Raw genomic sequence first — 12429 nt, 5'->3', positions numbered from 1 at the left:
GAAGGGGGATCTAAAAAGGGAAGAGGGGGATCTACAAGGGAAGAAGGGGAACGACATCTAAATAGAGTTTATTCAAGCAGTGCTGGTATCACCCCTTGATCAAAGATTTGACCCTTTGTATCAATAGCACGAACCAAGATGCGATCGCGAAACACCTCGTAAGCGGCAAAACTCAGCGTTGAGGCGGAATGGGCAGTCCATGACGAACGCCCGACAGGGCGAACTCCAGCACCCGCACCACAAATTAAATAGGTTGTCCCATTAATCGGGAGAGTCCGTTCGTAGTTGTGGTCATGACCATTAATATAGAGTTGCACGCCGTATTTTTGAAACAGAGGCGTCAGGGTTTCAATAAAGGCTTGATTCAATCCGTAGTGACCCGATGAATAAATTGGATGATGACCAAAGACAATTTTCCAGGGCGCATCACTGCGGCTAAGTTCCTGTTCTAACCAGGGTAACTGACGTTGCCAATCCGCATTGGCGTTTGTATCTAGCGCCCAAAATTGGACGGATTCCCGCCGAAAGGTATAGTATCGTCCCTCCATATTGAAACCCGGATAACGAACTTGGGGATCACCATTGGCGGTACGGATGTCATGGTTTCCTAGACAAGCGTGAAATTTTACCCCCTTTTCCAGTAAGGCTTGATAGGGTTTTTCAAAGACAGCCTCTACCTTTTTAATTTCCCCATTGTTATAAATATTGTCACCTGCCATAATCACCAACTGGTATGAATTCTGTTGGTAATAAGCCGTCATCGCCTCTGCCACCGCATATTGTCCGGCTGCACCTGTACCTGTATCGGCAATGGAAACAAAGCGTAACAGAGGTGGATGAGTTAATTCGTTCTGGGTATCCGTCGAGGGGGTTGGTTCAGGAGTCTGGGAATGGGTATCACTCGTCTGAGTCGTTTGACGGGCGAAAAGATTACTGCCAAGGGCAATCGTCCCGAAACAACTAATACCACTCAAAATCAGAAATTGACGGCGTTTGAGGCTCATAGATCCTGAAGAAAAACGGGCAAAAATGCTAGATTTGTGCTGTAGGAGCAGCGTTCTGTAAGAAGAATCTAGCGCATTTTATGCCAATTGGCATTGCTGGGTAGGGAAATAAAAATGTCAAAAGAGCAGCATAAGCCTCAGGAACCCATAGAGGTAGATGAATCCACTCAAGAAACCAATACGGCTGAACCCACTCGCCAGTCTAAACTGGTGGATTGGCTCTATCCCAGCTTTGAAACCGTTGAGAAGGTGTGGGATGGTATTTTGGCAGCAATCCGCTTTTTGTTACCTGAAGCTTGGAATCAAAAGCTATCGGATTGGGGATTGACGGGCGCGATCGCGGCGTTTATTGTGGTCATAATGGTGACGACAGTCGCACTAACGCCAGAGACACCAACACAGTTAGCCAAAGAAGTAAAACCCGAACCCATCCCTGCACCTGCCGAATTAGCCGCACCTGAACGAGCAGACACTTCAGAATCTAATTCCTCTCCCCTAGAACTTACCCCAGAACAACGCCTGATTACGGCGATTCAAGATCAAGTGGCTGAAATTACAGATCAGTATGCTAATGGACTGATTCAATCCATTCAAGCCAATTTTCAGGGGAACCGTCTGATTGTCACCGTGAGTGATGGCTGGTATGAATTAGATGAACAGGATCAAGAGCAATTAGCGAGTGAAATTTGGCGTCGCTCTCAAGACTTGGAGTTGAGCAAACTGGAAATCACTAATTCTGATGGAAGTCTATTGGCGCGGAGTCCGGTAGTCGGTTCTGGGATAGTCATTTGGCAGCGTTAGAATTTCACCGCCTACTAACGATATAGAGACGTATCAGGCTACGTCTCTATATCACATAAATGCTACTTTATATCAAGAGCAGATCAGCGCATGGCTTTCTCAAGCTGGTTAGCAATATTGAATTGAGATAGACTCGGGGATTCAATATCACTTCTCGCCAGTTGTTCTAACTCAACCGCTAGCGATCGCAGGTAGTCTGCTCGTTGGCGCATTCGGTTACTAATTCCCTCTGTACCAGTGGCAAGGCACTCCGGGCAAACATCACTAACATATTCGCCGGATTCCCGATACGCTCTTGCCACCACCTCTAGCGGGAAAAAAATGTTACCGCACAAATTACAACGGCATTTTTCCTCGAAGTGATTACTCTCAACTTGAATTTTAATGGGCATGGACGGTGTTCTCCAAATATATATGCAGTTTTGGGATAGCTGGAATCCTGTTTAGATTTGGCTGAAGCGGGCAGCTTTAATTAATTATTTATTTTATTTTAACCATAAATGTAGTTAATCGTACAGATTATTTCTAATGGCAGAGACACCGTTTTTTTGTTAGCTTTTCATGACAATGTTCTCGCCTCATCCCCAAGGGCTACACCTACTTAGGAGCTAATGAATAAGTGCTGTGGTGAGGGGGAGGGCGCAATCCTTGTAGTGCGTTTAGCGAAGCCATGCCGCAGACTTTGCATCTTGCTTGCTACTAATACCCAATTTAAATGCATGACAGCTTATTGTCGCCAGATCGTGATAAAAAAATACTCAGAGTTCAGACTCTGAGTATTAATAAACAAGCAATAACTCTATTGAGGCTTTGCTGAAGCCAGAATCAGAGGAATTCCATCACTTTTATTTCCCTCCGAATTTTCAGCCAATAAACTCGTTGAGAGGTTGCTGCATCCAAGCGGTAAAGTTTTGTTGCTTTAACCTTCCCACTGTGCCGCTATATGCTCAGCCAAATCGACAACTCTCTGAGAATAGCCCCACTCATTGTCATACCAAGCAATGACTTTAACCATATCACCACCCATTACCATCGTTAGACTGGCATCGACAATAGATGAAGCATCATGTCCCTTGTAGTCTGAGGACACCAACGGTAAGTCGTTGTATTCCAAAATGCCCTTAAGCGAGTTTTCTGACTCTTCTTTGAAGACTTTGTTTACCTGCTCAGCAATGGTGCTTTTCTCAACTTGAGCCACCAAATCCACAACCGATACATTCGGGGTAGGTACGCGCATCGCGATCCCATTCAATTTCCCCTGCATATCTGGAATAACTAAAGCCACAGCTTTAGCTGCTCCCGTCGAGGTTGGCACAATATTGATCGCCGCTGCTCTTGCTCGACGGACATCACGGTGACTCGCATCCAGAATCCGCTGATCCCCAGTGTAACTGTGGGTCGTGGTCATGGTTCCTTTAATGATGCCAAAGTGTTCATGTATCACTTTGACCACAGGAGCCAGACAGTTTGTTGTACAACTCGCATTGCTAACAATGTCATGCTTGCTGTGTTCGTAGTCGTGATGATTCACTCCAACAACAAACGTGCCGATGTCACCACCTTTCCCTGGAGCCGTAATCAGCACTTTCTTGCCGCCGGCGGCTATATGCTTAGATGCACCATCCCTGGTGACAAACACCCCGGTCGATTCGATGACTAGGTCAATACCCCAATCACCCCAAGGCAAGTTCAGGGGGTTGCGATCCGATACACACTTAATGGTTTTACCATTGACGATTAGGGAATTTTCGTCATAGCCAATGTCGGCTTTGAGCGTCCCTAGCATGGAGTCATATTTAAGCAAATGAGCATTTGTCTTGGGATCAGATGTATCATTGATGCCCACTAACTCCAACTGACTATTTTCTCTAGTCAGTAAACATCTGGCGAAATTACGTCCGATGCGTCCGAACCCGTTGATCGCTACTCTAATCACTGCGTCTTGCCCTCTGTATTCAAGCTCAGTAAATATACTTTTTATGAACCTAATCATATCGCAAAGCCGGACAAATTCTAAATGCCGATTCAGGGACGGATCGGAAAACGTCGGACATAGATGTTGCTCTAAGCCTTTCCAACCAAGGGTTTGGGTGAATCTGAATTGAGAATATGAGTTGTTGGATTAGGGGTGTATAGTGTGGTTAGATGTCAATACGGCTAGCAGCGATCTCTAATTTCATCGTCTCTTCCCGACGCGCCCTAGCACGTCTGGAACAGGCTTCCCCATGTCGAGTGTCGGAATTCTAGGGTTCTGCTGAATTTTCCGGAAACTCCAGAATGAAGGCTGTTTATTATAAAAAACCGTCTGGAGATAGAAAAAGTTACTTCAGTACAAACACGGTGGTCAACTCCACTGGAGCAATAACACAATTTATAGTGAAGTGGGTCTGTTGCCAAGAAAATCTGATAAATCCACCCTTTGCTATATCTTGAAAAATCAATTCTTGATATGATAGCGCGTGTTATTGGCACAGTAGGCTTGTGTGGTGTGGTGTGTAAGGAGTTAAGATGCCTAATATTGTCGATCTTAGTGGCAAGCCATTCCATTTCATCGGAATTGGTGGAATTGGTATGTCAGCGCTGGCTTACGTTCTAGCCAAACGCAACCTCCCTGTATCTGGGTCTGATATTCGTTCGACGCCGATTACTCAGCGGTTGCAAGCTGTCGGCGCTCATCTGTTTAGAGACCAGAAGGCAACCAATTTGGAATTTTTTAGAGAAACGAATGTCTCCACTTATCAGGGCGCATCAGCAACGGCGATTGAACCGGAACCCACGGGCAAAAAAATTGTCGTCCCCTCAAACCGCAACGGCGTTAGGGAAGACCATCTTGCCTCCTGCTTACCCCAAGTCATCTGTTCGAGTGCGATTAATCCAATCAATTCAGAGTACAAAGCGGCTGTAGAAGGCGGCTACCCAATTTTTCATCGCTCCGACTTACTGGCGGCGTTGATGCAAGACTACCGAAGCATTGCCGTTGCTGGAACTCACGGCAAAACCACAACCAGCAGTTTAATGGGATACCTGCTGCTGAAAACGGGTCTAGATCCGACTATCGTGGTTGGGGGAGAAGTGGATGCTTGGCAAGGGAATGCGCGTCTGGGTCAAAGTCCCTTTCTGGTGGCTGAAGCAGATGAATCAGACGGATCGTTAGCCAAGCTGGCTCCGGAAATTGGTGTGATTACCAATATTGAACTGGATCACCCCGACCATTACCAGAATCTCGACCAAGTTATCGAAACCTTCAAGATTTTTGCCGATCGCTGTCAAACCATCGTGGGCTGTATTGATTGCCAGACATTGCGATCGCATTTCACCCCCACAATCAGCTATAGCCTACAACGCACAGCCGGAGCTGACTACAGCGTGGATCGCATTGTTTATCAGGCAGAAGGCATCACGGCGAGAATTTGGGAAGGCGATCAGGTGTTGGGTACGCTGCAACTGAGTTTGTTAGGTCAACACAATCTCAGCAACGCCTTAGCTGTTGTGGCAGTAGGACGACACCTGGGACTAGAGTTTGACGCGATCGCCTCCGCCCTCGCCACCTTTGAAGGTGCCAAGCGCCGCTTTGAGGTTCGGGGTGAGTGCAAAGGGATTACCTTTGTCGATGACTACGCTCACCATCCCAGTGAAATTCAGGCAACCCTAGCGGCGGCTCGCTTACAGGTTGAATTATCACGCCGTATTGTTGCCATTTTTCAGCCCCATCGCTATAGTCGAACCTTGACATTTTTGTCAGACTTTGCTAAATCATTTGGCGATGCTGATCTCGTCGTGGTCACAGACATTTATAGCGCAGGCGAAGCCGGTGTTGGACAAATTACAGGAGAACAAGTGCGAGCCGCGATCGCGGCTCACCATGAGCGGGTCTACTACCAACCAACCTTAGATGAAGTCTCCCAACTCCTCGCCCAAATCCTGCAACCCGGAGATTTGGCTATCTTTCTCGGTGCGGGAAATTTGAATCAGATTATTCCCCAGGTTATAGAGTCCTACCAGACGGCGACACCTGAGAATTCGACTGAATTGAGTCAAACCGTCTAAGGTTGGTTAACCCCAGCCGCACCCGATTGGGTGTGTCCACTTCCACTGGCTAAAATCCATCGGCATTCTTTTGACCTGTATTGATATGACCTTGTCATCCTATTCTCCCGGCGTTGCTAACGCGCCACTGTGTCAGAAAACCTCTGACAAGCCTAAGCTTTACTTGCCTGGAACTGACTGCATCCTCCGTTCTCAGGTGTCTTTAGCGAGTTTGACATCCTTTCGCGTGGGGGGTCCCGCCGAGTGGTATGTGGCACCCCGACGGGTCGAGGATCTGCTCGCCAGTTTTGAATGGGCAGATTTGCAGGGATTACCCATAACCTTGTTAGGGGCGGGTTCTAATCTACTGGTTAGCGATTGTGGGTTGTCCGGCTTAGTCGTCTGCACTCGTCATCTCCGTTCTACCTACTTTGACCCGGATACGGGTCAAGTCACCGTGGGAGCTGGAGAACCAATCGCCCGTTTAGCATGGCTTGCCGCTAATCACGGTTGGCAAGGGTTGGAATGGGCGGTAGGTATTCCGGGAACTGTGGGGGGCGCTGTGGTGATGAATGCCGGTGCCCATCAAAGTTGTGCGGCGGATCTGTTGGTGAGTGTGGAAACCATTTCACCCAACGGAGTCGTGGAGCAACTCACGCCTCAAGAGTTGGACTTTCGCTATCGCACATCTATCCTACAAGGGGGGAATCGCTTCGTGACTCAGGCAACGTTTCAGTTGCAACCAGGCGCTGATCCCAAACAGGTTCGAGCGACAACAACTCACCATTTAAAGCAACGCCGTGATGCTCAACCCTATCACTTACCCAGTTGTGGCAGTGTTTTCCGCAATCCCGAACCCCACGCTGCGGGTTGGCTGATCGAGCAATTGGGTTTGAAAGGCTATCAAATTGGTGGCGCTCAAGTGGCAGAACGCCATGCTAACTTTATCTTGAACTGTGGCGGTGCTAAAGCCAGCGATATCTTCCAACTGATTCGTTATGTGCAGCAGCAAGTCGAGCAGCATTGGTCGCTCTCCTTAGAGCCAGAAGTGAAAATCTTAGGACGGTTTCAGGCGGTCTAAAGATGTCGCATTGACCGAAGCGGTACTAAGATTAAGACTTAGCAACGATAAACCCGTCCAACTTGAGAGACAGTCAATACGTTATGACCAAAGGACAAGGATTCGGCTTCGGTTTAGGCAAGATGAAAGAACTTGCCGAAGCATTCAAAAAAGCCCAAGAGGTACAACAAGGAGCAAAACAGCTTCAAGAAGAATTGGAGCAAATGGAAATTGAAGGCTCCTCTAGTGATGGTATGGTTAAGGTGTTTATGAGTGGGAATCAGGAACCCCTGCGCGTCGAAATTGCTCCAGACGCGATCGCTCAGGGAGCCGAAACCCTATCAGAAACGGTTACAGCCGCCATGAAAGATGCTTATGATAAATCAACCACGACCATGAGAGAACGTATGGAAGAACTCACCAGTGGGCTAAATCTGCCAGGGATGTAACCTTATCTGTAGAACTGGGAATGAGAGTCATGTCATCCATCAAAGACAGCACATCCCAGTTCTGCTCTGATTGTCATTGGTCGAATGCCAATGACGAATGACTAAGGACTAAGGACTAAGGACACTCTCCACCGTTAACTTTAGTTGTCCCCACCTACTTAGTAATTTCTGTGACTTTAACGGTAACTTGTCCCTCAGCTAATTGAATCTGTAATTCTTCTCCAGGAACAAGACTCGCCACATTCCGAGCAATTTTTCCTTGTTCAGTCCGCACCACCGCATACCCTCGTTTTAAAACATTGGCTGGGTCAAGGGTGGCTAACTTTTGCCCCAGAAATTGACAATGTTGAGTGGCTTGATTTATGCGCCAAGATGTGCTATTAAATAATCGCTGTCGCTGCTGCGCGATCGCATGTTGTTCCTGCTGTAGCTGTCGGTTAAGGGGTAAGCGTTGGAGACGATTCCTGAGTTGGTGTAATTGGTTGCGGCAGGTATCCAAATGATGAGTTACTGCCTCATGTAACGCCTCCTGACGCTGCTGATGTTCCCTAATCAGAGTTGCCAACTCTGGCACGGCTCGTTCAGCAGCGGCTGTAGGTGTATGAGCGCAACAATCAGCCACTAAATCGGCTAAGGATTCATCCCGTTGATGACCAATTCCTGTTAAGACAGGAATCGAACAGTTCGCGATCGCTCTCACCACTCGCTCATCATCAAAGCCAACCAAATCCTCCGATGCGCCACCCCCTCGCGACAGAATCACCAACTCAGCCCTCCCGTCTCGCTCAACTCGCTCAATCGCTGCCACAATCGATTCGGGTGCCAAATCCCCTTGCACTTGTGCCGGAGAAAACAACACAGATAACCCCGGATACCGTTGTCGAAGGGTGCGCTGAATATCTCCCCAAGCGGCGGCTTGGGGTGAAGTGACTACCGCGATGGTTTGGGGATGCGTTGGTAGGGGGCGCTTGTTTTGGGCATCGAATAATCCTTCAGCCTCCAATCGTTGGCGAAGTTGGTTGTAGCGCAGCGCCTTTAACCCCTCTCCTCCCGGTAACGCCTGCCAAACCATAAGCTGGTATTGTCCCCGTTGCGGATAAATCCGGATACTGCCTAAAGCAATCAACTGTTCTCCGGATTGGGGGAGTTGCACCAGCTTACTTAGCACAGAGTTCCACACCACGCACTGAATCGATGCCTTACCCTCTAAATCTCGCAGGGTGAAAAACATACCACTCCGATGGCGGTTGGCACTAGAGACTTCTCCAATTACCCAAACCTTCTGGAGTTGGGTATCCTGCTCTAACAGATCCTGAATATAGTCGGTTAACCCAGCAACCGACAGAGTTCCCTCTGGAAGCGATGAATTATCATTTGTCATTTGTCATTTGTCCTTAACTATATGATCCCCTGCTCCCTCGAACTTGCTGATTGACCCAACAGTGCTATAGTAGTACCTGTGTTCTATACTAGGGGAGAGGAAATGCTGTCAAATGTCTCTCTCCAGTCCAAGAGTTGGGATCAAAACACAGTAACAGTTTGGCAAAATTTTGGCGTTGATGAAAAATTTCCTGGCATTGACAAATTAGCATTTGTGTGATTTGGTTCCAACAATCAGGTCACATTAATCTCAAAAGGCAGTCGGCGTTAAAATAGAGCCAACTTTCTGCACTAATTCTCAGTCCATTTCAATAACAGTTCTTGAGGCATCCATGGCTACCCAAATCACCAACAGTCCCGAAAAGGAAAAAGCCCTGAACTTGGTACTCAACCAGATTGAGCGTACCTTTGGCAAAGGTTCGATTATGCGCTTGGGAGATGCCACCCGTATGAAGGTGGAAACCATCTCCAGTGGTGCAATTACTCTAGATTTAGCCTTGGGTGGTGGCTTGCCCAAAGGACGGGTTATCGAGATTTACGGACCAGAAAGTTCTGGAAAGACGACTCTCGCCTTGCACGCCGTCGCAGAAGTGCAAAAGTCTGGTGGAGTAGCCGCATTTGTAGACGCTGAACATGCTCTCGACCCTACCTACTCATCAGCGTTAGGGGTTGACATTGCTAACCTTTTAGTATCTCAACCGGATAGTGGTGAATCCGCTCTGGAAATCGTCGATCAGCTAGTGCGATCGGCGGCTGTGGATATTGTTGTGATTGACTCGGTAGCCGCCTTGGTGCCTCGTGCAGAAATTGAAGGTGAAATGGGCGATACCCAAGTGGGATTACAGGCGCGTTTGATGAGTAAGGCGCTACGCAAAATTGCTGGAAATATTGGCAAATCAGGCTGCACCGTCATTTTCCTCAATCAGTTGCGACAAAAAATTGGTATCACCTACGGCTCTCCAGAAGTCACAACAGGCGGTAATGCTCTAAAGTTTTATTGTTCAGTCCGCTTAGACATTCGCCGGATTCAAACGCTCAAGAAAGCCAGCGAAGGGGAATATGGAATTCGCGCTAAGGTCAAGGTAGCAAAGAATAAAGTTGCACCACCCTTCCGAATTGCTGAGTTTGACATTATCTTCGGACATGGGATTTCCCGGTTAGGATGTTTAGTTGACTTGGCTGAACAAACCGGGGTGATTAACCGCAAGGGAGCTTGGTATAGCTACAACGGCGAAAATATTGCCCAAGGTCGTGACAATAGTGTCAGGTATATTGAAGAGAATCCTGAAATTGCCGCGACTATTGAACAACAAGTGCGCGAACAGCTTGATATGGGAGCTATGGTGTCAGCGAATTCCATCAACCCCGACGAAAACGAGGAGCAAGAGGAAGAACAAGAAAATTTTGAGGAAGATTAAGCTGAATCCCTCAAAACCTTGATCAAGGGTGCGTTAGCGAAGCGTAACGCACCCTACTGGCGTGGCACAGCTAAAATGAACGTTTCGCTCGTACTCCAATCTTTCCCGTTCCCTGTTCCCCGTTTCCTATCCTCATCACAACATGTATTCGGCAAGCCCTACTTAGGGATTGGGAATTTGCCGACTGAAAAATCGGTCTAAAATTTCTGCGCGTTGATGGGAATTTAATTTAGGTAAAGCGGGTTCTCCAGATAATTCTTCTAACTTCGATAGTTCTTGCAAAAATTGTGATGTCCCTTTGTGATAGTCCCCTTCAGAGGCTTTGGCTTTTGCAGGTAACTCCAAATCTTCATCTGGGGCTTTTCGTTTTGAGGATGAGGAAGCTTCTACAGAGGAAGACGCTTTGGAGGCTTTCAGTTTGGCGATAATTTCTGGAGAGGCGGGGTTGAGCTTTTGGGTGTCGTTGCAGAGGAAAAAGTAAAATGCAAGGGTACTGAGTCGAATGCAATCGCCATCCTTAAGCGATATATGCCCGTGGACAGGTTCACCGTTGACATAGGTGCCATTCGTGCTTTTAAAATCGACGAGGTAATATCCTTTGTTTGGCAGATAGTAAATCGCCGCATGATGACGGGATAAGTGGGGATCTGGAATCGATATGGCTAATTGGCGATCGCGACCGATAGTCCAAATTCCCTGAGGCTGAAACAGGGTTTGGGTTTTTCCCTCTACCAGATTGGTCATCAGACAAGGTCGCTGACTTTGAACAATACCCGTGACAAAGCGAACTGTTCGACTCGAGAACGTTTTATGTCCCGTTTTTTCAAGCTGGAGGATTTCATCGAGTAGACCCCGATGATACTCGTATAGCTTCAGGAAAACCTGGTATAGACCCAATCGTTGTTCGATTTCCATAAAACGAGCCGACAATTCCTAAACAACCTAATACCCATTGATGGGAACTTTAACATTCGGATTGGTCTATCGTTTCGGATGAACTCTACAGCGTTAGAAATTTTACCTGGGGATTAAAAGAGGCAGGTTGGCTGTTGCCTAATTCAGATATCTGTCGAGTTCAAGCCAATCTTAACCTATGGCTTACGCTCTGCCCGTTGTTCTAGGCGAAATAGCCAAATCATTAGGGCGACGATGCCAGCTTGTAGCGCCAGATTGGGAAATGCTGTCGCCACTTCTCGACCTGCAATTAACTGTGCCAGGAAAACAAGTCCTCCAATAAAGCCAGAGGCTGCAAATGCCACATAGATAAATTTTCTCAGTCCTCGGTAGGGCGCTTTTGCCTCAGCTTTCAGTCGAGCGTATTTTTCCGGACTCATCTGTCGCGATTTGGGTTTTGACTGGGGCTGGCGATTGTTTGGGGTTGAATGGGTCATGAGTTTCGTTGATCATACCTCTCTAGCTTAATGGTGACATGCCTATCCCCACCTTGGGCAGTAAAATATGCGAAACCTTGCTTTAATATAAACAAAGGTATCTTTGGAGTGATTGGCTCACAGGGTTCATGCCATAGAAGAAAAAAGATGCCGTTATTGGCGCTAAAGCTTGCTATAGTAGTCAAGTGATGCCGGTGTAGCTCAGTGGTAGAGCATTCGATTCGTAATCGAACGGTCAGCGGTTCAAATCCGCTCATCGGCTTAAACTAGGTGTCGATTGACAGATTATTTGTCACCGTTGTCAGATTAGTGTCGTCTTGACAAATTATGTGTCGTCTTTACGCCTTAGTATCATTTGACAACATATCACTCAAAATGCAGAAGCGATTGCCAAGTGACAAATTGAATGCTTCTTTACAATCCACTCTAAGCACGAAAGTTAGTTCAATTCCCTAGCCGGGATGGTCGTTGAAACTCTAAGCGCTCAAACCCTTTCTTGTCCTGACTTGCACAGACTGCTTTTGTCAGTCAGCCAGTTGATCGCCTATATTCGGATAGAACTCAGTATTACCGCGTCGCTACTCACCTAGGGACTTGCGGAAAAATAGAAATCTGATAGTAGCAGAACCTTAAACGACGACCCGATCAAGTGCTATTGGCAGGTGTTACGCGATCGCATCACCGAACTCGAACAGCAATTGGCATCCTTAGAGTCGAAAAGAACAACTGTTGTCTAAGCAAGATCCCCGACTTCTCCAAGAAGTCGGGGATCTGTCTGTCTGTATTAAGCTGAAGTTCCCCCCATCCCGATTGGTGATAGAAGTCGAAACCCCGACTATGTAAGCGTTTGAGCCAATTACTCCTCTCAATTTGTACCCATGTATATTTAAGATTTTCTTA

Annotated in this window: 11 protein-coding genes and 1 tRNA gene; 6 read left to right on the top strand and 6 right to left on the bottom strand. The window is 47.3% G+C overall.

Annotated elements, in window-relative coordinates:
- Positions 1-68 precede the first annotated feature (68 nt).
- Positions 69-1004, bottom strand: a complete 936-nt coding sequence (locus RIB93_RS18870; RefSeq protein ID WP_446374481.1) for a metallophosphoesterase — start codon at positions 1002-1004, stop codon at positions 69-71.
- Between the two features lie 114 nt (positions 1005-1118).
- On the opposite strand from RIB93_RS18870, the gene RIB93_RS18865 reads away from it, so the two are divergent.
- On the top strand, positions 1119-1805 hold the full coding sequence (locus RIB93_RS18865) for a hypothetical protein (protein WP_446374480.1): 687 nt from the start codon (positions 1119-1121) through the stop codon (positions 1803-1805).
- An 83-nt stretch (positions 1806-1888) separates the two neighbouring features.
- On the opposite strand, the gene RIB93_RS18860 is transcribed toward RIB93_RS18865, so the two are convergent.
- Positions 1889-2197 (bottom strand): hypothetical protein, encoded by a 309-nt coding sequence (locus tag RIB93_RS18860; protein ID WP_446358941.1) that lies wholly within the window; start codon positions 2195-2197, stop codon positions 1889-1891.
- 527 nt (positions 2198-2724) lie between these two features.
- The gene (locus RIB93_RS18855; protein ID WP_446374478.1) at positions 2725-3741 is read right to left on the bottom strand and encodes a type I glyceraldehyde-3-phosphate dehydrogenase; all 1017 of its coding nucleotides are present in this window, start codon (positions 3739-3741) and stop codon (positions 2725-2727) included.
- Positions 3742-4313: 572 nt separating this feature from the next.
- On the opposite strand from RIB93_RS18855, the gene murC reads away from it, so the two are divergent.
- The 3 genes from murC to RIB93_RS18840 all read left to right on the top strand — a co-directional run bounded on the left by murC (position 4314) and on the right by RIB93_RS18840 (position 7340).
- Complete coding sequence (gene murC / locus RIB93_RS18850) at positions 4314-5852, top strand: UDP-N-acetylmuramate--L-alanine ligase (protein ID WP_446374476.1); 1539 nt, start codon at positions 4314-4316, stop codon at positions 5850-5852.
- Between the two features lie 85 nt (positions 5853-5937).
- Positions 5938-6912 (top strand): UDP-N-acetylmuramate dehydrogenase, encoded by a 975-nt coding sequence (gene murB / locus RIB93_RS18845; protein ID WP_446374474.1) that lies wholly within the window; start codon positions 5938-5940, stop codon positions 6910-6912.
- A gap of 83 nt (positions 6913-6995) precedes the next feature.
- Entirely contained in the window at positions 6996-7340 is a 345-nt protein-coding gene (locus tag RIB93_RS18840; RefSeq protein WP_006099386.1) for a YbaB/EbfC family nucleoid-associated protein, read from the top strand.
- A 154-nt stretch (positions 7341-7494) separates the two neighbouring features.
- On the opposite strand, the gene xseA is transcribed toward RIB93_RS18840, so the two are convergent.
- Positions 7495-8721, bottom strand: coding sequence for an exodeoxyribonuclease VII large subunit (xseA, locus tag RIB93_RS18835; protein WP_446374472.1), 1227 nt, complete (start codon positions 8719-8721; stop codon positions 7495-7497).
- A gap of 331 nt (positions 8722-9052) precedes the next feature.
- Between xseA and recA the strand changes: the two genes are divergently transcribed.
- Positions 9053-10138: a recombinase RecA gene (recA, locus tag RIB93_RS18830; RefSeq protein ID WP_446374470.1), complete on the top strand. Its 1086-nt coding sequence runs from the start codon at positions 9053-9055 to the stop codon at positions 10136-10138.
- A gap of 162 nt (positions 10139-10300) precedes the next feature.
- Here the strand turns inward: recA and RIB93_RS18825 are convergent, their stop codons facing one another.
- Positions 10301-11053 carry an FHA domain-containing protein gene (locus RIB93_RS18825; RefSeq protein WP_446374468.1) on the bottom strand — a complete coding sequence of 251 codons (753 nt, stop codon included), beginning with the start codon at positions 11051-11053 and terminating at the stop codon, positions 10301-10303.
- Between the two features lie 176 nt (positions 11054-11229).
- A complete protein-coding gene (locus RIB93_RS18820) occupies positions 11230-11529 on the bottom strand; it encodes a DUF3493 domain-containing protein (RefSeq protein ID WP_446374466.1) in 300 nt (99 codons plus the stop codon).
- Between the two features lie 190 nt (positions 11530-11719).
- Between RIB93_RS18820 and RIB93_RS18815 the strand changes: the two genes are divergently transcribed.
- Positions 11720-11791, top strand: a tRNA-Thr gene (locus RIB93_RS18815).
- The last annotated feature ends 638 nt before the right edge of the window (positions 11792-12429 follow it).

Origin of the sequence: Coleofasciculus sp. D1-CHI-01 (assembly GCF_040218875.1) — a bacterium.
Classification (GTDB): Bacteria; Cyanobacteriota; Cyanobacteriia; order Cyanobacteriales; family Coleofasciculaceae; genus Coleofasciculus.
The sequence above is the reverse complement of the archived record's forward strand: the minus strand, read 5'-3'. Positions and strand labels throughout refer to the sequence as shown.